The following is a 19239-nucleotide window of genomic DNA, read 5'->3' on the forward strand; positions in this document are numbered from 1 at the left end:
TGGCCTCAGGTGATGGCTTCCAGCTTTTCCTTGCTTAGGTCGCCGGGCACAATTGTGATCGGAATCGGCAAGCTGCCCGAGTTTTTGGTCAGCTGCGTTACGAGGGGACCAGGCCCTTTCTTTTCGATGCCAGCACCAAGAACCAGAACGCCGATGTCCGGGTCTGACTGGACATGTTCGATGATCTGAGGGACAGGTTCGCCTTCACGAATTGAAAGCTCGGGATCGATCCCTTGTTTGTCGCGCATCCATTTGGCGAAGACTTCATAATGCGCATGGATGCGTTCGCGTGCCTCTTCGCGCATGGTTTCGGCGACACCGATCCAGTGATTGAACTCGTCGGGTGGGATGACGGACAGGATCGTTACCCCTCCACCGGTATGGGCTGCACGCATTGCAGCGAAACGCATCGCGTTAAGGCATTCGCGGCTGTCATCCAGAATGACTAGAAACTTACGCATGGGTGTCCTCGTGTATTTAGGGGGATCATGCCCGACCAGATGCGGGCTGGCAACACGGCGTGTGACTACCGAGTGCTTGCCGCCCAGTCCCAATAAAGCGCGCGCGTGCGTCGTGCAATCGGTCCGACCTGATATTGGGTGTCTTCCAATGCGGTGACCGGCGTTAGTTTGTTCATGTTACCGGTCATAAACACCTCGTCCGCCTTGTGAAAATCTTCAAAGCTGAGGACAGATTCGTGGACCGTCACGCCGTCAGCGCGCAGGTTTTTGATATGCCGCGCTCGGGTGATACCAGCCAGGAAAGTTCCATTGGGCGTAGGGGTGAATACCTCGCCGTCCCGGACCATGAAGATGTTTGCGGTGGCGGTTTCCGCCACATGACCCAAGGCGTCCGCCACCAGTGCGTTTGAGAACCCCTTGGACTTGGCCTCTTTCAGCATTCGGGCGTTGTTGGGATACAGGCATCCGGCTTTGGCATTCACAACGGCTGATTCCAGAACCGGTCGGCGGAACCGCGTGGTGGTCAGCGTGACCGAAGCTGTTTCCGGTGCCATTGGGATTTCTTCCAGACAGATGGCAAATCCGGTGCTGTCCTGCTGAGGAACGATGGCTGTCGCATCGCCGTCGATGCCCCAATACATCGGTCGAATATAGACGGCGGAACCTTTGGCATAGCCATCCAGCCCTTCGCGGACGATCTCGACCATCCGTTCGGTCGTCACGGTCGGCGTCAGTAAAAGCGCCTCGGCCGAGCGGTTAACCCGTTCGCAATGGGCCACCAGATCCGGGGTCAGCCCGTCGAAGAATCGCGCGCCGTCAAAGACCGAAGACCCCAGCCAAGCGCCATGGTCTGCCGCACGCATGATCGGGGCATCCCCGTTGTGCCACTGACCATCAAAATAGGTGCGGATATTTTTGCCGACTGCCATGACGCCCTCCTTTGCCCTTGGGGCAACCTAGGAAGGCGTCACGGGAAGGTCCAGCGCAATCAGCCTTGTTTTGCGCCAACCATACCCACGATGTCGTAGGTCTGTTGCAGGATCGGGGCCGCTATCGCCCGCGCCTTTTCCGCGCCGCGTGCAAGAATCCGGTCAATCTCGGCCTCTTCACCCATAAGACGGGCCATCTCGGTTGAGATCGGTGACAGTTTGGCGACCGCCAGCTCAGCGAGCATCGGTTTGAATTCACCGAATTGCTTGCCGCCGACTTCGGCCAGAACCTGTTCCGCCGTTTGATCGCTGAGCGCAGCGTAGATGTTCACCAGATTGCGCGCCTCGGGGCGTTCGGACAGACCGTCGGTTTCCGAAGGCAGGGCATCCGGGTCAGTCTTGGCCTTGCGGATCTTCTTGGCGATCTCGTCGGCATCGTCCGTCATGTTGATCCGGGTCATGTCGGACGGGTCCGAAGATGACATCTTCCGCGAGCCATCACGCAGGTTCATTACGCGCGGCGCGGGTCCACCGATTACCGGCTCGGTCACCGGAAAGAAATCCACGCCATAGTCATGGTTGAACTTGATCGCGATGTCGCGAGTCAGCTCCAGATGCTGTTTCTGGTCCTCGCCCACCGGCACATGTGTCGCGTGGTAGGTCAGAATGTCCGCCGCCATCAGCGCCGGATAGGCAAACAAACCCAGCGAGGCGTTCTGAGCATTCTTGCCCGCCTTATCCTTGAACTGCGTCATCCGCTGCATCCAACCCATGCGGGCGATACAATTGAAGATCCAAGCCAGCTGCGTGTGCTCGGCCACCTGGCTTTGGTTGAACAGGATGGACTTTTCAGGGTCCAGACCGGCAGCAATAAAACCGGCGCATACCTCACGGGTCTTTTCGCGCAGACGAGCAGGGTCTTGCCAGACGGTGATCGCGTGCAGGTCGACCATGCAATAGATGGTCTCGAAATCTTCGCCCTGCATATCCACAAAACGCTTGAGCGCACCCAGGTAGTTGCCAAGGTGCAGGTTTCCCGAAGGCTGGATGCCGGAAAACACGCGCGGCGTGAACTTGGTTTCGGTCATCGAAGGGAACTCCCGTCTGGAAAAATCAGCCCCCGTCGCTTACCCATGAGGTCAAGGGACGTCAACAGCCGCGAAAGGCCAGCCCAATGAGCAGTGAGCATTATACACCCGCCGTGAACCCTCTGCCGCCTGTTGTGGTGGCGCTGGTCCTGTTCATCATGGGGATCGAATTGGCGTTTACACTGGGCTCACGTGGTCTTGTGGGCGGGCCATCAGCGGTAGGTTGGCGGCTGGATGCCCTGCAGAGTTACACCTTTTCCCCGGATATCTTTCACTGGATGATCGAGAATGGACGTTGGCCGTTTGAACATGTGATCCGTTTCGTGACCTATCCGTTCGTGTCGGGCAGTTTTACCCAGGCGGTTTTTGTCAGCGTCTTCGTTCTGGCCATGGGCAAAATGGTGGCCGAAGTGTTCGGCGGTTTTCAGATGCTGATCATTTTCGTTTTGTCCGGTATCGGTGGCGCGTTGGTCTATGGGCTGGCGCTGAATCCCGCCTATCCGCTGGTCGGAGGGTTCCCACCGGTTTACGGTCTGATCGGCGCGTTCACATGGCTGCTGTGGCGCAAATTGTCACTGGTCGGCGAAAACCAGTCCCGGGCCTTCAGCCTGATCGCGGTTTTGATGGGCATCCAGCTGGTGTTCGGGCTTTTGTTTGGCGGCACGTCCGACTGGGTTGCCGATCTGGGCGGGTTTGCCACCGGATTTGGTCTATCGTTTTTCCTGGCACCGGGCGGATGGGCGCGGATCGTGGGACGTATTCGCCGCGACTGATCAGGACCGACGCAGCGCTTTTCTGAATTCGGACAGCTCGAACGCTTTGAAGAGGTGACCGAGTAAGAAATAGGCGGTAGCTGCAACTATGATCAGGACAAGCAGCGCCAGATAACGCCATCCGGGTACCTGGAAGGTCCAGCCAAAAATATGAAGGGCGGCGAAAAGCACAATGCCCATACCCAGCGATGCCGCGACGACGCGCCAGGCACGTCGTTTGAACCGGTCGTCAAACCGTGCTTCATCGCCGAAACGGCGCGCTCCAATCGCCAACAAGGCAACCATCGCCCAACCAGAAGTCGAAGCCGCGATCGCCGGTGCGATCCACCCCACCAACGGGTAAAGACCAAAGGCCAGCCCGGCATTGATGATCATCGCAACTACGGCATAGCGAAACGGAGAACGGGTGTCTTCGCGCGCGAAGAACAAGGGCTGCAGCAGCTTTTGCAACATGAAAGCGGGCAGGCCGACGCCATAGATAGCTACGGCCAAGGCAGTGGCTGCCGTGTCCTCGGGGCTGAATTGGCCGCGTTCGAACAGGACCGACACCAGAGGTATTGGAATGATCAGAAAGGCAACCGTGGACGGCAGGGTCAGCAGCAGCGTGAACTCTCCGGCGCGGGAATAGGCATTGCGCGCCCCGTCCTTGTCCCCGGCCCGTAAGCGGCGCGACAGATCGGGCAGCAGGACGATCCCCACCGCAATACCGACCACGCCCAATGGCAATTGATACAGCCGATCCGCTGCGAACAGCCAACTGACCGCCTTTTCGGTTTTGGACGCGACCAGCTGGCCAACCACCAGATTGACCTGCGTGACGCCCATCGCCAAAGCGGCGGGCACTGCAATGCGAACCATGTGCCGCATTTCCGGGCTGAGTTTGGGCACGCCGGGACGGATGCGAATACCGGCGCGTTCTGTCGCCACCCAAACCAGCGCTAGTTGCGCGACCCCTGCCAGCGGAATGACCGTGATCAGCCACCAGATTACGTCGCCGCCAGAAAGCGCGCCTGCGATCAAAGCAGTACAGGCAAAGATATTGAGTAAGACAGGCGCGGCAGCGGCAGCGGCGAACCGACCGGTGGCGTTCAGAACGCCGGAAAACAGCGCGGCCAGCGACATGAACAGGATATAGGGAAAAACGACGTAACCGTAGTCGACGGCCATGTCGAAGCGTTCATCGCCATAGAACCCTTCGGCGGTCAGCCAGACAAGTCCAGGCATGAAAACCATCGCCAATCCAACCAGCGCCAATACTGCCGCCGCCAACAGATTGAAGGCATCCTGTGCAAATCCTTCGGCGTCTTCTTCGCCCTCCAGTCGTTTCGAGAACATTGGCACAAAGGCGGCGTTGAAGGCACCTTCGGCAAAGAAACGGCGAAACATGTTGGGCAGGCGGAAAGCGGCAACAAAGGCGTCCATCACCGGACCGGGCCCGATATAGGCGGTTAGCAGAATCTCTCGGAGAAATCCCAAAATTCGACTGGCCAGAGTCCAGAATCCGACCGTGAACAGGCCTGAAAACAACCGGATCTGTTTCATGAGATTGCGCGCTCCGCACCTTCAGTGATGGCTTTGCGCAGCTTGGTCTCAAGACCGCGTTGCTTGCTTTCGGAATGGTATTTCAGGCCGAACATGTCCTTGACGTAAAAGGTATCGACAACCTGTTCGCCATAGGTCGCGATCACGGCGTTGGCAATATAGACATTGGCCGCAGCCAGCGTTCTTGTCAGGTCATACAACAGGCCCGGGCGGTCGCGGGTATCAACCTCGATGATGGTGTAGATCTCGGACCCGTCATTATCGAAGATGATATGGGTCGGCACATTGAAGGCGCGTTCGCGTTTCTTGATCTTGTCGCGCGATTTCAGCGCGTCACGCGCCACGACTTCGCCCTTGAGCGTCTTTTGGATCATCTGTGTCAGCCGCGGCAAACGGCTGGCCTCAAAAGGGTGGCCCTCGGCATCCTGAATCCAGAACGCATCGGTGACGTACCCGTCCTTGGTGGTATAGCTACGGGCGTCGACCACGTTGGCCCCAACCAGCGCGAGCGCCCCGGCGATGCGGGCGAAAATCCCCGGATGGTCCGCCATGGCAAAACACGCGCGGGTGGCGTCGCGGTCGTCATCCGGGTGCAGGTGAATTTCCATCGCGCCAGGGTCGCCGCTGTGTTCCAGAGCGCGTAGCATTTTTGCGAACTCAATATGAGTGGACAGGTTCAGGCCCTGCCAATAGGGCGCATAGTGTCGTCCTGTTTCGGCCTTCAGGTCAGCCTTCGACCAATCGCCAAGCGCCGAACGCAGTGCCTTTTTGGCTTCGGCACCACGGTTGGCCCGGTTCAGGTCTTCCATCCCGGTTTCCAGCGCCCGTTTGGTTTCAGCGTGCAAGGCGCGCAGCAGGGTGGCTTTCCAGTTGTTCCAGGTGTTGGGTCCAACACCGCGAATGTCACACACGGTCATAACCGTGAGCAGATCCAACCGTTTGACCGTCTTCACCGCCTTGGCAAAATCGCGCACAGTGCGCGGGTCCGAGATGTCGCGTTTCTGCGCCATGTCCGACATCAACAGGTGATATCGCACCAGCCATTCCACAGTTTCCGAGTCCGATTTGTTCAGACCCAACCGTGGAGCAACCTTGCGCGCGATCTGAGCACCCAGAATGGAATGGTCCTCGGGGCGCCCCTTGGCGATATCGTGCAGCAACAACGCTACGTAGAGAACCTTGCGATTAACCCCGCGTTTCAGGATCGATGAGGCCAGCGGTAATGACTCGACCAATTCACCGCGTTCAATCTGGGCCAGGTTGACGATGGTCTGGATCGTGTGCTCGTCCACTGTATAGCTGTGATACATGTTGAACTGCATCATCGCCACGATGTGCTCAAACTCTGGCAAAAACGCCGACAATACTCCCAATTCGTTCATGCGGCGCAGGGCGCGTTCCGGGTTGCCGTGTTTCAGCATCAAGTCCAGAAAAATGCGCTGCGCCTCTTTGTTTTGGCGCATGTCGTCGTCGATAAGATTTAGGTTGGCTGTCACCAGCCGCATCGCATCCGGGTGGATCAGCATGCCAGTGCGAAGACCTTCCTCGAACAGACGCAGAAGGTTCAGCTTGTCGGACAGAAACTTCTTGGCGTCCGCTACATCCAAGCGACCGTGAACGACCTTGTACCCTGCTTTGACACGCGGTCGACGCCTAAAGATGCGTTCCAGTAGGGCGGCGCCTTTCACGTGTGACGCTTCGAGTTTGGTCAGGAAGATCCGGGTCAGTTCTCCGACGCGCGTTGCCTCGCGGAAATAGCGTTGCATGAAGACTTCGACCGCACGGCGTCCCGCCCGATCCTCATAGCCCATCCGGTCTGCCACCTCGACCTGCAGGTCGAAGGTCAGCTGTTCTGTTGCACGACCGGTCAGCAGATGCAGATGAGAGCGTACAGCCCACAAAAACTCTTCGGCCTCTACAAAGGTGCTGAATTCCTCGGGTTCAAACAGGCCCAGAGGGACCAGTTCAGCCACGTCCTGAACGCCATAGATGTACTTTGCAATCCAGTAGAGTGATTGAAGATCGCGCAGCCCACCCTTGCCCTCTTTTACGTTGGGCTCGACCATGTAACGCTCGCCCTGCTTGTGGTGGCGCTCGTCCCGTTCTTGCAACTTGGCCTCGATGAACTGACGTTCGCTGCCTTTGAACAGTTCGGTTTTCAGGCGGTTATCAAGTTCTTCGGCAAGGGCTGCGTCCCCGGCCAGATAGCGTTGCTCGAGCATGGCGGTGCGGATGGTGAAATCCTCGGTGCCCAGTCGCAGGCAATCCTTGATCGTTCGAGATGAATGGCCAACCTTCAGGCGTAGATCCCAAAGCATGTAGAGCATGGACTCGATGACGCTCTCGGCCCAGGCGGTGATTTTGTAGGGCGTCAAAAAAAGCAGATCGACGTCCGAAGCCGGGGCCATTTCGCCGCGGCCATATCCACCAACAGCAAGAACCGCAATCTTTTCGCCCTGCGTCGGGGTTGCCAGCGGATGTAGATAGGTGCTGGCCACTTGCATCGCTGTGCAGACCAACCCGTCGGTCAAATAGGTATAGGACCGGGTCAAAGGTCTGGCGTCAAAGGGGCGTTTAGCGAAGGCATCCGCAATGGTCTTGCGCCCAGCCTTTTGGGCATCGCGCAGGATGCGCACGGTTTCATTCCGCCGCGCGGCATTGTCCTGAATATTTTCAAAGGCTTCCGACAGTTGCGCCAGGATGGCGGCAATGTCGAAAATTTCATCGGCCGGGCAGATCAGCTCACCCTTGGGGATGAGCGTCAGCATCGGCTGATCAGAAACCGGCGCCAGAGAAGCTTTGAGGGGCGGAGTCAATCACTACTACCTGTTTGTTCTGGATCGTGGCAACGGCCAGACCGCGTTCATTCGTGCCGTCTGATCGCAGGCGGAAGATGCCGCCAACGCCCTGGAAACCGGCATTTTGTGTCAGGGCAGATGCGGTCAGCGCGTCGGATTTGCCCTGGCTGACCAAAGCCGCAATTGCTGCAATGCCGTCATAGGCCAGACCACTGATCGGGTGCGGAGCCTCGCCATAGGTGCTGTTATACCGCTGGCGGTAAGCCTGCGCCTTTGACGGGTCGGGCAAGGCGAACCAGCCCCCTTGAACACCAGGCAGATCCAGCGTCTGAGACGGGATGTCCCAGCGTGTCAGGCCAACGAACTGGGTGGTGGCCGACGACACACCAGCTTCTGGCAACAGCTGCGAATACAGCGGCAGTGCACCTGCCGTCGTTGCCGTCAGAAACACCGAATCTGCGCCAGCAGCATCCACGGTTGCCTTGATCGTTGGAACTGAGTTGATGACGCCTTGCTGAGACCGGTCATAGCCAACCGTACCCGCGTTCGCTACGCGGCTGCTGGCAAGCGCAGTTGCAATCGCCGATTGACCAAGCTGCCCGGCTGCATCGTTGCTGTGGACGATGACCATGCTGGTTTTGCCTTGTGAACCGGCAAAGTTGACCAAACGGTTGGCCGTGTTCTGAAAGGTCGGGCCCAGAACAAAGACGTTGCCGCCTGCAATGCTGGTATTGTTCGAGAAGGACAGCACGTTGACCTTGTTGTTCAGCACGGCGAGACCCGCCGAGTTTGCCGCCTGCGCGTAAACCGGGCCAATGATGATCTTCGCCCCATCCGCGACGGCTTGTTGCGCCACTGTCGCGGCCGTGTTCGAGCTGCCCTGCGTGTCATAAACGCGCAGATCAATCTTAACATTCTGCAGATCGGCCATGGCCAGACGCGCCGCGTTCTCAAGGCTCCGCGCCAGTTGGGCGTCGCCGGAATTTCCTGATCCCGCCGGAACCAAAAGTGCGACCGGAACGGGTTTGGACGTGTTGATTGACGGGCCTCCGCCAAGGCCGCCGGGCTCACATGCAGCGAGGAAAGCGGCGGTTGCCAGGATCGCGGCGGATTTCGCCAGCTTGCGAACGGGCTTGCAAACGGTAAACATCTAAATGAAAACTCCCTGTCCCGGCGGCTTGGGGTACCACCAATCTGTTATGCCGCGATAATAAACGTCACGCTGTGAGGGTCCAGCTTTGAATTTTCAAAAAGTAAGATTGGGCGCGGGCCTGTATTTTGTTGCCACTCCGATCGGTGCGGCGCGCGACATCACGCTCAGAGCGCTGGATGTGCTGGCCTCGGCTGACGTCATTGCCGCCGAAGACACGCGCAGCTTGCGCCGGTTGATGGAGATTCACGGCGTACCGCTGGATGGGCGGCGAATCCTAGCCTATCACGATCACAGCGGCGCAGGCGCGCGCGGCAAACTCCTTGATGCATTGCAGGATGGGAAGTCTGTCGCTTATGCATCTGAGGCCGGAATGCCGCTGATTGCCGATCCGGGATACGATTTGGGGAAGCAGGCTGCCGAGGCCGGTCATACGGTGACCTGCGCACCGGGACCATCCGCAGCGCTGATGGCGCTGACGCTGGCCGGGCTGCCGACAGATGCGTTCTTTTTTGCGGGCTTCTTGCCGAACGCATCCGGCGCGCGCCGGTCGCGGATCGAGGCATTACGGGACGTGCCGGGCACATTGGTGTTTTACGAATCTCCGAAACGCGTGGTGGCGTGTTTGTCGGATCTTGCAACTGTGCTGGGCAATGACCGTCAGGCCGCAATGTGCCGCGAGCTGACGAAGAAATTCGAAGAAGTTCGTCGCGGGACGTTGGAAGAACTGGCAGCCGACCTGCAAGGGCAGACAGTCAAAGGTGAAATTGTTCTGCTCGTGGATCGCGGACATTCGGCAACTGTTAACGAATCTGACGTAGAAGAGGCGTTGAAACGAGCCTTGGAAACCCATTCGGTTCGCGACGCGGCCGATCTGGTATCAGAGATGTACAAGCTGCCGCGCCGCCCGATCTATCAGAAGGCTCTGAAATTGGGAAAGGGATGACATGGCCGCACGATCCGTTCGAAGTCCGGTGTCCTATCATGCTGGGCAGGCGGCGGAGCAGCAGGTTGCATCAAATTATGAACAACGCGGCTATACCATCCTGAATCGCCGCTGGCGCGGTGCCGGTGGCGAGATCGATCTTATTGCGCGCGACGCTCACGGGATCGTCTTTGTCGAGGTGAAGAAAAGCACCAGTTTCGATGCGGCCGCCGCCCGGATCAATCGCCGCCAGATGGATCGCATCTGCGCATCGGCGGCCCAATTCCTGGAAACAGAACCAAATGGGCAATTGACGGATGTGCGGTTTGACGCAGCTTTGGTGGATGCTTCGGGCGCCGTTCAAATTGTCGAAAACGCCTTCGGTTTAGCCTGATCCCCATTGAACCCCCAGCCCGGCTGGGCCATGTATCTGGCGTGAAACTGAGGGACACGCCATGAAAATCGCCTTCCAGATGGACCCGATCGGGGCCGTGGATATCAATGCCGACAGCTCATTCCGTCTGGCCGAAGAGGCGCAGGTGCGCGGACATACGCTGTTTTTCTACAGCCCGGACCAGCTGGCCTATCAAGAGGGGCGGATCACCGCGCGTGGTCAGGACATGAAAGTTCAGCGGGTGGCGGGCAATCCGGCGGAACTTGGGCCCGAACGTGAAGTGGACCTGGCAGAGTTCGACGTGATCTGGCTGCGCCAGGACCCGCCGTTTGACATGCATTACATCACATCAACCCACTTGCTGGACCGTCTAAAGGGGCAAGTCTTGGTTGTGAATGATCCGTTCTGGGTGCGGAACTACCCCGAGAAACTGCTGGTTCTGGATTTCCCGGACCTGACGCCGCCGACAACAATTGCGCGGGATCTGCAGACCATCAAGGCGTTCAAGGAAAAGCACGGCGACGTCATCCTAAAACCGCTTTATGGCAATGGCGGTGCAGGAGTTTTCCGGTTGGATGCGAATGACCGTAACCTGACTTCGCTGCACGAACTGTTCACCGGATTTTCGCGTGAGCCTTTGATTGTTCAGAAATTCCTGCCGGATGTCAGCAATGGCGACAAGCGTGTAATTTTGGTCGACGGTGACGCAGTCGGTGCGATCAACCGCGTACCGGCCGCGGGCGAAACGCGTTCCAATATGCATGTTGGCGGTCGCCCTGAGAAAATTGGCCTGTCCGAGCGCGATCTGGAAATTTGTGCCGCGATTGGTCCATTGCTGAAAGAAAAAGGTCAGGTCTTCGTCGGAATCGATGTGATCGGTGACTACCTGACAGAAATCAACGTGACCTCGCCGACCGGCATTCAGGAACTCGAACGATTTAACGGCGTGAACGTCGCCGAAAAGATTTGGCAGGCGATTGAAGCCAAGCTTTAAGATGCCGCCTTGGCGCTGATACGAAAGCTCAGCGCCTCGGCGATATGGGGACGCCGGACATCCGGTGCCCCGTCCAGATCAGCGATGGTACGCGCTACGCGCAGGATGCGGTGAAAAGCGCGGGCGGACAGGCCAAATCGCTCGGCTGCCTTCAGCAACAGGTCTTTGCCTTCAGCATCCGGGGCCGCGATTTCATCCAGCAATTTACCCTCGACATCGGCGTTCTGACGGGTGGACGGGGTATCGCGAAACCGCTTTGCCTGAATTGAACGGGCTTGTTCGACACGCGCGGCAACGGTGGCGGAACTGTCACCCGAGGGTGGTAAGTCCAGATCGGTGAATCCGACCGGGGGCACTTCAATACGCAAATCAAACCGGTCCATCAGCGGCCCGGAGATTCGGCTCAGATAGTCCTCTCCGCAAACAGGAGCGCGGGAACAAGCGCGCCCGGGATCGGTCAGGTAGCCGCATTTGCAAGGGTTGGCCGCCGCGATCAGCATGAAACGGCATGGGTATTTCACATGGGCATTTGCACGCGCGACCATGACCTCTCCAGTTTCGATCGGCTGGCGCAGTGTCTCCAGAACCGTGCGTGGAAATTCGGGGAACTCGTCCATGAACAGAACACCGTTGTGGGCCAGTGAAATCTCACCCGGTTTCGCGCCCCTGCCGCCACCAACGATCGCAGCCATGGACGCCGTGTGATGAGGTTCGCGAAACGGGCGGCTGCGACTGATCCCACCTTCGTCCAACAGCCCGCACAACGACTGAATCATCGAGGTTTCTAACGCTTCGGTCGGTGTCAGCGGCGGCAAAATCCCGGGCAGGCGTGCGGCCAACATGGATTTGCCGGAACCGGGAGGCCCGGTCATGATCAGGTGGTGCCGACCTGCTGCGGCGATTTCCAGGGCGCGCTTTGCACGTTCTTGCCCTTTGACGTCGCGCAGATCGCGCGCGCTGGGCTCAAGTGTGACTTCACCAGGCTGTGCGGCGGGTAGCGGAGACTGGCCCGAGAAATGCCGCACTACGTCCCCAAGAGACCCAGCCCCAATGACCTGCGTCGCATCGACCCAAGCAGCCTCGGCACTAGAGGCGCGGGGGCAGAGCAAGGCCCGATCCTCAGCCGCCGCAGTCATTGCCGCGGGCAGGGCACCGACCACAGGCACTAATGAGCCGTCCAAAGATAGCTCGCCTAGCGAAACCGAACCTTCGGCGGCGTCCCGCGGAATGATCTCTAACGCAGACAGCAAGGCAACGGCTATGGGCAAGTCGAAATGGCTGCCTTCTTTAGGTAGGTCGGCAGGCGACAGGTTGATGGTGATCCGTTTTGATGGCAACGCGATAGCCATCGAGCTCAGCGCGCTGCGGACGCGGTCCCGCGCCTCGGACACGGCTTTGTCGGGCAGCCCGACGATGGAAAATGCGGGCAGGCCCGGTGAGACGGCGCACTGCACCTCGACCGGGCGGGCATCGACCCCTTGAAAAGCAACTGTGTGGGCGCGGGCAACCATGAATGACCTTTTTGGTTAACAGGTCGTTGCTGCCACGGCTGCGGTTTAAGAATGGTTAACGGCGCGGGTCATCTCGGTGAATTTTGGCCATGCACCGGGATCAGCGACTGTTTTGTCACGGCAGAACCGGTTGCAGAACCCCCAGCGCAGGCCATTCAGTTCGAGCACTGCGGTGACAGCTTTGCCGGAATAAGGGCAGGCGTCGTTGATCGACGTAGTACCATCTACCGCTTTTGCTTGCGAAGTACCGGCAATTTGCCAAGGCTCTGATGGCAGATCCATTGGGTATGGAAAAGGGTCGTAGTTGACCGTCAGCCCCATCGCACGCCACTGGCGGGCGGAAGCATCCGACAGCAAATCAAGGCAGTAGTCGCGATTGGCATCAGCGATCGGCAAGCCATAGCCAATAATCCGTGCCGCGACAGGCGTATAGAACACGTCCGCAAGGGAATAGTGGCCGAACAAAGGGCCGGAGTCCGCGCCTGACATATTACGGGCATGTGCCCACAAGGTCTCGATCCTTGCAAGATCGGTGCGTGTTTCGGTCGAAGGAGAGAACCCCTGCCAGCACTGTTTGAGCTGCATTGGACACTGCCCGCGCAATGCGCCAAACCCAGCTACCATTTCAGCACATAGCCACCGCGCGGTGGCGCGCGCGGCGGGGTCTTTGGGCCAAAGCCCCGTTTCGGGATGTAGCTCGGCAAGAGTTTCCGCCATCGCCAGACTTTCCCCAACCACGGTGCCGTCGGGCAATCGCAGGGCCGGGACAAGGCGGGCCGGTGCGAGGGGTTTTATATCCTCGGCCATGGTGCCGGAATAGAGGCCGATCATGTGGGAACGATAGGGCAGGCCGAACTTTTCCAGCATCAGCCACCCGCGCATGGACCAGCTGGAAAACAGGCGGTCTCCGATAAACAAATCATAAGTCATGCGGCTAGGATGGCGTGGCCGATCCATTCCGTAAATCAGTGATTTGTGCGCGGTTGCATCACGGAAGATGATTGATCCGTCCGACAGACCAGCGATCGCCGTGATGCGTGATTTCGGTAACCGAAAGGTTGTCGATGCGATGGCCAAAAGCCTCTTGCGCGTCAACGTCGAGCGCCCTTTGGACCTGGGTCAGGATCGCGCCAAAATGCACCACGACCACAAGATCGCGCCCGGTGTGCTGTGCGATCAATTGGTCGACGGCTGCGTCGACACGCGCGCGGACCTCGTTCCAACTTTCCCCGTTTGGTGGGCGCACATCGCCGGGGTTGTCCCAATATGCAAAGGCAAGTTCGGGGTCTTCAGCCTCAATCTCTTTGAAGGCGCGCAGCTCCCAAGTGCCGAAATTGATTTCGCGCAGCGCAGACTGATGTTGCAGCCGCCGCCGTGTGCCTTGAATGGCCGATGCAGTATCGGCGGCGCGGCTTAGGTCAGAGGAAACAAAGATAGCGTCCGCAGGCAGGTGGTCATGCAACCGGGCAACGGCAGCGTGATCGCTGAGGTCAGCAGGCAAGTCGGACCAGCCGACCATCGTTTTGGCATGAGTTGGGCCGTGGCGCACAAGATGCAGGCGTGTCAATCTAGTTGCCCCTTCAAAACCAATGGCAGGCCAGCCGTGACTTGCACCACCAGATCGGCCTCGGCGGCCAAAGCGATGTTCAGCCGTCCCTGCGCCTCGCGGAACCGGCGGGATAGTGCATTGTCAGGGACGATCCCGTGCCCAACCTCGTTCGAGACGATGACGACCTGTGCGGAACACAGGCGTAGCGATTGCAAAAGCGCGCTTTGCGCCTGGTCAAGATCGCTTTCAGCCAGCAGGTGATTGGTTAACCACATGGTGGCACAGTCGATCAGGCAGACAGAGGTGGAGGGCAAATTCGCCAGTATCGGGCCGAGGTCAAAAGGGGCCTCGATCGTCTTCCAGCCTTCGCCCCGTTGGGAAATGTGGCGCTGGACCTTATCTTGCATCTCATCATCAAACACTTGTGATGTTGCAAGATAAACCTTCTTTTTTCCCGATGAAACAACGAGTTGCTCGGCAAAAACCGACTTACCTGAAGCTGCGCCGCCTATCACAAAGGTTAAATCCGGACTCACGATAATTACCTTCCATGTGATCCACCCGGTTTAGTTTTGCGTATCGTTCATAGGTCGGCAAAGCAACCCCGGCCCGCGCCTGTGAAAAGGGGAGATTTCAATGGCACTGGACAATGCGAACGACTTCTCGATGTCCCGGAGGGCAATGAAAGCCGAGCTTCTGGACGCGGAAACCGAATTAAAGTTGGCATATGCGTGGCGGGACGACCGCGATGAACAGGCCCTTCACCGATTGATCACGGCCTATATGCGGCTGGCCATTTCGATGGCGGCCAAGTTCAAACGCTATGGGGCGCCGATGAATGATCTGATCCAAGAGGCCGGGTTAGGATTGATGAAAGCTGCCGACAAGTTCGACCCCGACCGGGGCGTGCGGTTTTCGACCTACGCGGTCTGGTGGATCAAAGCGAGCATTCAGGACTATGTGATGCGCAACTGGTCAATGGTGCGCACCGGGTCCACGTCTTCGCAAAAATCCCTGTTCTTCAACATGCGACGTGTGCAGGCCCGGCTAGAGCGTGAAGCCGCGTCCGATGGCATGGATCTTGACCGTCATCAATTGCATCAGATGATTGCCGCAGAGATCGGCGTTCCGTTGCGGGACGTGGAAATGATGGAAGGTCGTTTGTCCGGCTCCGATTTCTCGTTAAATGCCGTTCAATCGGCAGATGAAGACGGCCGGGAATGGATCGACGCGCTGGAAGATGAGCGCGAACAAGCTGCTGAAGCTGTCGAAAACAGTCACGATACCCAGCAATTGCGTGAATGGCTGGTGACGGCAATGCAGGCTTTGAATGATCGCGAGAGGTTCATTGTCCGCGAACGCAAGTTGCGCGAACCCGCCCGAACGCTGGAAAGCCTTGGGCAGGAACTTAGCCTGTCCAAAGAACGCGTGCGTCAGCTTGAGGCTGCGGCTTTTGTGAAAATGCGCAAGAACCTTGAAGCCCAATCGCGTGAGGTGCAACACTTCATCGCATGAAACATCTTGCGATTCTGCTTTGCGCACTGGTGGTTATGGCCAACCCTGGCCATGCCGATGAGCTGATACCCGACGACGTTGTGTCTGCGATGACGTCTGCGGACGTCGTCATATTAGGCGAAATTCACGACAACCCGCAGCACCACATCATTCAGGCCGAGGCGTTGAAGGCCATCAATCCCTCGGCGGTTGTCTGGGAAATGGTGACTGAAGAAGGTGCTCAGAGATTGGCGGACAAGGCCATTTCCGATCCGGAAGAACTTGTCAGAATACTGAAGTGGCTCGAATCCGGCTGGCCGCCGCTTAGCATGTACTACCCGGTCTTTCAGGCCTCAGACGCGCCGGTTTACGGTGCCATGGTTCCGCGCGCGGCGGCGCGCGCGGCAATGGAACGTGGCGCTGCGACGGCTCTGGGTGCTGATGCTGCCCGTTATGGATTGACGGTGCCACTGCCGAAGGATGAGCAGGCCGAGCGTGAGGCTGATCAACTCGCTGCCCATTGCAACGCAATACCAGAGACTGCGCTGCCGCAACTGGTCGCAATCCAGAGGTTGCGGGACGCGGTTCTGACAAGGGCCATATTGCGCGCTGTGGATGATACCGGTGGACCGGTTGCGGTGATCACTGGCAATGGTCATGCCCGTATGGACAGAGGGATTCCAACCTTTCTGTCCCGGCTACGCCCCGGTTTGAAAGTTTTCGTGCTGGGTCAGTCCGAGGATGGCGTCATTGACGGTGAGTTCGACGCTGTGATCGACAGCCCCGGCATCGAACGTGAAGACCCTTGTCTGGCGTTTGAGACACAGAATTAACCGCTGGAACTGTCCGTTGGCCTTGCCTAATGTCGGGCCGACCGGGACGGGAAGGGCAAAATATGCTGGCATCGAAACGCATTCTTCTAATCATCGGCGCTGGAATCGCGGCCTATAAGTCGCTGGATCTGATCCGGCGGCTGAAAGAGCGTGGTGCCTCTGTAACACCGGTTCTGACAGGAGCGGCCGAAGAGTTCGTGACCCCGTTGTCGGTGTCGGCGCTGGCCGGAGAGAAGGTTTATCGCGATCTGTTCGACCTGACGGATGAGGCCGAGATGGGCCATATTCAGCTGTCTAGGTCCGCCGATCTGATCGTGGTCGCACCGGCAACGGCGGACATGATGGGAAAGATGGCGGCTGGGCTAGCCAACGATCTGGCCTCGACCCTGCTGATGGCGACAGATACCCCGGTTTTGTGCGCACCGGCGATGAATGTCCGCATGTGGGACCATCCGTCAACACAGCGCAACCTCAAGCAACTGCAGGCAGATGGTATTCGGTTCGTTGGCCCAAATGAAGGCGACATGGCTTGTGGAGAGTACGGCCCAGGTCGAATGTCGGAGCCGCTTGAGATCGTGGCCGCGGTCGAGGCGCAACTTGGCAACGGTCCGCTGAAGGGCAAGCGCATTCTGGTCACCTCCGGCCCGACACATGAACCGATCGACCCTGTGCGCTACATCGCCAACCGGTCCTCGGGCGCGCAGGGCACCGCGGTGGCACGGGCGTTGTCTGCGCTGGGCGCTGATGTGGTTTTTGTTACCGGCCCTGCCGATGTTTCGCCGCCCGAAGGGGTGCAAGTTATCCGCGTGGAAACCGCGCAGCAGATGTCTGACGCGGTCGACGCTGCACTGCCGATAGATGCGGGTGTGTTTGCTGCTGCGGTTGCGGATTGGCGCATGGCGACGGCTTCAGACAAGAAGCTGAAGAAAAGCCGCGATGGTCTTCCGTTGCTGGAGTTTGCTGAGAACCCCGACATCCTCAAACGCGTGTCCAGGCTGGATGCGGGGCGGCCGACGTTGGTGGTTGGCTTTGCCGCAGAAACTGACAACGTGCTTGAACACGCCACTGCGAAACGCGCGCGCAAGGGCTGTGACTGGATCGTCGCCAATGATGTCAGCCCTGCGACGGGCATCATGGGGGGATCGGAAAACGCGGTCACCCTGATCTCGGACGAAGGGGCCGAAGAATGGCCGCGCATGGACAAGGATGCAGTGGCGCAACGTCTGGCGCAAAAGATCGCCGACGCTCTGACAAGCTGAACAAGAGGTGCAGTGATGGTAGCAATTCGTGTGATCCGCGAAGACGGGGCCGATCCGGCCATCGCTTTGCCGTCTTATGAAACGACTGGCGCGGCGGGAGCGGATGTCAGGGCGAATCTGCCAAATGGAAATTCGATCATGTTGGAACCGGGGCAGCGCGCTTTGATTCCCACGGGGCTTCGGATCGAGATTCCAAATGGGTACGAGGTACAGGTTCGACCCCGATCCGGCCTTGCGCTGAAACACGGGATTACTCTGCCTAATACGCCCGGCACGATCGACAGTGACTATCGCGGCCCGCTGGGGGTGATCCTGCTGAACGCCGGTCAGGAAAGTTTTGAGATTGCGCATGGCGAACGAATCGCGCAACTGGTCGTCGCCCCAGTCGTGCAGGCTGCGTTTGAACCCGTTGAGGTGCTCAGCGACACGGATCGCGGCGCAGGCGGTTTTGGCTCGACTGGACGCGGTTGATGCTTCTGGTTCTGATCCTTGCCGGTGCTCTGTGGGGCATTGGGTACGTAGCGGGGGTGTCCCGAACTGCTCGCTCCGTGTCGGTCAGCGTTTTGCTGATCGGAGTACTTGTTATCCAACTGACGTTGCCGGGTGGGCACCCGCTGCGCGAGGCAACCGGCGGGTCTGCGGCATTGTGGTTGATCCTAGGTGGTGCCGCGGTTTTGGTATTGAGCTATGGCAAGGTGCTCAAAACGCTGCGCAACCGTGCCGCGCCACAGCCAGCCGAGGAAACCGCGATGCAGTCTGACAAGTTCTCTGAGACCGAGTTGGAGCGGTATGCCCGCCACATCGTCCTGCGCGAACTGGGCGGGCCGGGGCAGAAAAAGATGAAACAGGCCCGTGTGCTGGTGATCGGCGCGGGCGGTCTTGGTGCGCCTGCGTTGCAGTATCTTGCGGCGGCCGGTGTGGGCACCATCGGCGTGATCGACGACGATATTGTTGAAAACGCCAATCTGCAGAGGCAGGTGATTCACCGCGATGCCGACATTGGCATGCCCAAGGTTTTCTCGGCCCAGCAAGCCATGCAGGCGCAAAACCCGAACGTGATTGTTCTGCCCTACCATCGTCGTCTGACTGATGAGATTGCGGCAGACCTGTTCGCCGATTTCGACTTGATCCTCGACGGTACCGACAATTTTGACACGCGCTACTTGGCCAACCGTACTGCGGTCGCACTGGGAAAACCGCTTATTTCAGGTGCTCTGTCACAATGGGAAGGTCAGCTAAGCGTCTTTGACCCCGCCAATGACGCGCCTTGTTATCAGTGTATCTTCCCTGAGGCACCGGCCCCCGGTCTGGCCCCGTCCTGTGCCGAAGCAGGGGTTGTTGGCCCGTTGCCCGGCGTTGTGGGGTCCATGATGGCGGTTGAGACGATCAAGGTGATCACTGGGGCCGGGCAGGCTCTGCGCGCCGAAATGCTGATCTATGACGCGCTCTATGGCGAAAGCCGCAAGATCACCCTGACCCGACGCTCTGATTGCCCCATTTGCGGAGAAGTCGACGCGTAAGCCTACTGTCGCGCTAGAT

Annotated in this window: 19 protein-coding genes; 9 read left to right on the forward strand and 10 right to left on the reverse strand. The window is 58.7% G+C overall.

Annotated elements, in window-relative coordinates:
• Positions 1 to 5: 5 nt before the first annotated feature.
• The 3 genes from AC2FLA_RS14245 to trpS all read right to left on the reverse strand — a co-directional run bounded on the left by AC2FLA_RS14245 (position 6) and on the right by trpS (position 2478).
• Positions 6 to 461 (reverse strand): universal stress protein, encoded by a 456-nt coding sequence (locus tag AC2FLA_RS14245; RefSeq protein WP_113792095.1) that lies wholly within the window; start codon positions 459 to 461, stop codon positions 6 to 8.
• 65 nt (positions 462 to 526) lie between these two features.
• On the reverse strand, positions 527 to 1390 hold the full coding sequence (locus AC2FLA_RS14250) for a branched-chain amino acid aminotransferase (protein WP_496722984.1): 864 nt from the start codon (positions 1388 to 1390) through the stop codon (positions 527 to 529).
• A 59-nt stretch (positions 1391 to 1449) separates the two neighbouring features.
• Positions 1450 to 2478 (reverse strand): tryptophan--tRNA ligase, encoded by a 1029-nt coding sequence (gene trpS, locus AC2FLA_RS14255; RefSeq protein ID WP_496722985.1) that lies wholly within the window; start codon positions 2476 to 2478, stop codon positions 1450 to 1452.
• Positions 2479 to 2564: 86 nt separating this feature from the next.
• On the opposite strand from trpS, the gene AC2FLA_RS14260 reads away from it, so the two are divergent.
• Positions 2565 to 3251, forward strand: a complete 687-nt coding sequence (locus AC2FLA_RS14260; protein ID WP_496722987.1) for a rhomboid family intramembrane serine protease — start codon at positions 2565 to 2567, stop codon at positions 3249 to 3251.
• On the opposite strand, the gene murJ is transcribed toward AC2FLA_RS14260, so the two are convergent.
• Genes murJ through AC2FLA_RS14275 form a run of 3 tightly spaced genes read right to left on the reverse strand, consistent with a single transcriptional unit; the run spans position 3252 to position 8741 of the window.
• Entirely contained in the window at positions 3252 to 4793 is a 1542-nt protein-coding gene (gene murJ / locus AC2FLA_RS14265; protein ID WP_496722989.1) for a murein biosynthesis integral membrane protein MurJ, read from the reverse strand.
• Positions 4790 to 7561, reverse strand: a complete 2772-nt coding sequence (locus AC2FLA_RS14270) for a [protein-PII] uridylyltransferase (RefSeq protein ID WP_496722991.1) — start codon at positions 7559 to 7561, stop codon at positions 4790 to 4792. The genes murJ and AC2FLA_RS14270 overlap by 4 nt, the downstream gene beginning before the upstream one ends.
• A gap of 7 nt (positions 7562 to 7568) precedes the next feature.
• Entirely contained in the window at positions 7569 to 8741 is a 1173-nt protein-coding gene (locus AC2FLA_RS14275) for a penicillin-binding protein activator (RefSeq protein ID WP_496722993.1), read from the reverse strand.
• Between the two features lie 88 nt (positions 8742 to 8829).
• Here AC2FLA_RS14275 and rsmI point away from each other — a divergent pair, with 88 nt between their 5' ends.
• The 3 genes from rsmI to gshB all read left to right on the forward strand — a co-directional run bounded on the left by rsmI (position 8830) and on the right by gshB (position 11054).
• Positions 8830 to 9687: a 16S rRNA (cytidine(1402)-2'-O)-methyltransferase gene (gene rsmI / locus AC2FLA_RS14280; protein WP_496722995.1), complete on the forward strand. Its 858-nt coding sequence runs from the start codon at positions 8830 to 8832 to the stop codon at positions 9685 to 9687.
• A gap of 1 nt (position 9688) precedes the next feature.
• Complete coding sequence (locus AC2FLA_RS14285; RefSeq protein ID WP_496722997.1) at positions 9689 to 10060, forward strand: YraN family protein; 372 nt, start codon at positions 9689 to 9691, stop codon at positions 10058 to 10060.
• Positions 10061 to 10121: 61 nt separating this feature from the next.
• Positions 10122 to 11054, forward strand: coding sequence for a glutathione synthase (gshB, locus tag AC2FLA_RS14290; protein ID WP_496722998.1), 933 nt, complete (start codon positions 10122 to 10124; stop codon positions 11052 to 11054).
• Here the strand turns inward: gshB and AC2FLA_RS14295 are convergent.
• From AC2FLA_RS14295 to cobU, 4 genes are read right to left on the reverse strand one after another with little or no spacing between them, the layout of a single operon-like run.
• A complete protein-coding gene (locus tag AC2FLA_RS14295) occupies positions 11051 to 12565 on the reverse strand; it encodes a YifB family Mg chelatase-like AAA ATPase (RefSeq protein WP_496723000.1) in 1515 nt (504 codons plus the stop codon). The genes gshB and AC2FLA_RS14295 overlap by 4 nt on opposite strands.
• Positions 12566 to 12610: 45 nt before the next feature.
• Positions 12611 to 13495, reverse strand: coding sequence for a glutathione S-transferase (locus AC2FLA_RS14300; protein ID WP_496723002.1), 885 nt, complete (start codon positions 13493 to 13495; stop codon positions 12611 to 12613).
• Positions 13496 to 13553: 58 nt separating this feature from the next.
• Positions 13554 to 14132: a histidine phosphatase family protein gene (locus AC2FLA_RS14305; protein WP_496723003.1), complete on the reverse strand. Its 579-nt coding sequence runs from the start codon at positions 14130 to 14132 to the stop codon at positions 13554 to 13556.
• Positions 14129 to 14650: a bifunctional adenosylcobinamide kinase/adenosylcobinamide-phosphate guanylyltransferase gene (gene cobU, locus AC2FLA_RS14310; RefSeq protein WP_496723004.1), complete on the reverse strand. Its 522-nt coding sequence runs from the start codon at positions 14648 to 14650 to the stop codon at positions 14129 to 14131. The genes AC2FLA_RS14305 and cobU overlap by 4 nt, the downstream gene beginning before the upstream one ends.
• Positions 14651 to 14750: 100 nt before the next feature.
• Here cobU and AC2FLA_RS14315 point away from each other — a divergent pair, with 100 nt between their 5' ends.
• From AC2FLA_RS14315 to AC2FLA_RS14335, 5 genes are all read left to right on the forward strand, one after another.
• Positions 14751 to 15629 (forward strand): RNA polymerase factor sigma-32, encoded by an 879-nt coding sequence (locus AC2FLA_RS14315; protein WP_058273490.1) that lies wholly within the window; start codon positions 14751 to 14753, stop codon positions 15627 to 15629.
• Positions 15626 to 16441: a ChaN family lipoprotein gene (locus AC2FLA_RS14320; protein ID WP_496723005.1), complete on the forward strand. Its 816-nt coding sequence runs from the start codon at positions 15626 to 15628 to the stop codon at positions 16439 to 16441. The genes AC2FLA_RS14315 and AC2FLA_RS14320 overlap by 4 nt, the downstream gene beginning before the upstream one ends.
• Positions 16442 to 16503: 62 nt before the next feature.
• On the forward strand, positions 16504 to 17700 hold the full coding sequence (coaBC, locus tag AC2FLA_RS14325) for a bifunctional phosphopantothenoylcysteine decarboxylase/phosphopantothenate--cysteine ligase CoaBC (RefSeq protein ID WP_058273488.1): 1197 nt from the start codon (positions 16504 to 16506) through the stop codon (positions 17698 to 17700).
• A 15-nt stretch (positions 17701 to 17715) separates the two neighbouring features.
• Positions 17716 to 18171, forward strand: a complete 456-nt coding sequence (dut, locus tag AC2FLA_RS14330) for a dUTP diphosphatase (RefSeq protein WP_282169778.1) — start codon at positions 17716 to 17718, stop codon at positions 18169 to 18171.
• A complete protein-coding gene (locus AC2FLA_RS14335; RefSeq protein WP_496698820.1) occupies positions 18171 to 19220 on the forward strand; it encodes a HesA/MoeB/ThiF family protein in 1050 nt (349 codons plus the stop codon). The genes dut and AC2FLA_RS14335 overlap by 1 nt, the downstream gene beginning before the upstream one ends.
• Positions 19221 to 19239 lie beyond the last annotated feature (19 nt).

The organism is Ruegeria sp. CDSA033 (assembly GCF_059612305.1).

What these genes read in the sequence shown, in the direction of transcription:
- AC2FLA_RS14270 (WP_496722991.1), bottom strand. Translation starts at nt 7,561, where the DNA reads ATGCTGACGCTCATCCCCAAGGGTGAGCTGATCTGCCCGGCCGATGAA.
- AC2FLA_RS14245 (WP_113792095.1), bottom strand. Translation starts at nt 461, where the DNA reads ATGCGTAAGTTTCTAGTCATTCTGGATGACAGCCGCGAATGCCTTAAC.
- trpS (WP_496722985.1), bottom strand. Translation starts at nt 2,478, where the DNA reads ATGACCGAAACCAAGTTCACGCCGCGCGTGTTTTCCGGCATCCAGCCT.
- dut (WP_282169778.1), top strand. Translation starts at nt 17,716, where the DNA reads ATGGTAGCAATTCGTGTGATCCGCGAAGACGGGGCCGATCCGGCCATC.
- coaBC (WP_058273488.1), top strand. Translation starts at nt 16,504, where the DNA reads ATGCTGGCATCGAAACGCATTCTTCTAATCATCGGCGCTGGAATCGCG.
- AC2FLA_RS14320 (WP_496723005.1), top strand. Translation starts at nt 15,626, where the DNA reads ATGAAACATCTTGCGATTCTGCTTTGCGCACTGGTGGTTATGGCCAAC.
- gshB (WP_496722998.1), top strand. Translation starts at nt 10,122, where the DNA reads ATGAAAATCGCCTTCCAGATGGACCCGATCGGGGCCGTGGATATCAAT.
- AC2FLA_RS14260 (WP_496722987.1), top strand. Translation starts at nt 2,565, where the DNA reads ATGAGCAGTGAGCATTATACACCCGCCGTGAACCCTCTGCCGCCTGTT.
- AC2FLA_RS14250 (WP_496722984.1), bottom strand. Translation starts at nt 1,390, where the DNA reads ATGGCAGTCGGCAAAAATATCCGCACCTATTTTGATGGTCAGTGGCAC.
- AC2FLA_RS14295 (WP_496723000.1), bottom strand. Translation starts at nt 12,565, where the DNA reads ATGGTTGCCCGCGCCCACACAGTTGCTTTTCAAGGGGTCGATGCCCGC.
- AC2FLA_RS14300 (WP_496723002.1), bottom strand. Translation starts at nt 13,495, where the DNA reads ATGACTTATGATTTGTTTATCGGAGACCGCCTGTTTTCCAGCTGGTCC.
- AC2FLA_RS14285 (WP_496722997.1), top strand. Translation starts at nt 9,689, where the DNA reads ATGGCCGCACGATCCGTTCGAAGTCCGGTGTCCTATCATGCTGGGCAG.
- AC2FLA_RS14275 (WP_496722993.1), bottom strand. Translation starts at nt 8,741, where the DNA reads ATGTTTACCGTTTGCAAGCCCGTTCGCAAGCTGGCGAAATCCGCCGCG.
- AC2FLA_RS14335 (WP_496698820.1), top strand. Translation starts at nt 18,171, where the DNA reads ATGCTTCTGGTTCTGATCCTTGCCGGTGCTCTGTGGGGCATTGGGTAC.
- AC2FLA_RS14315 (WP_058273490.1), top strand. Translation starts at nt 14,751, where the DNA reads ATGGCACTGGACAATGCGAACGACTTCTCGATGTCCCGGAGGGCAATG.
- murJ (WP_496722989.1), bottom strand. Translation starts at nt 4,793, where the DNA reads ATGAAACAGATCCGGTTGTTTTCAGGCCTGTTCACGGTCGGATTCTGG.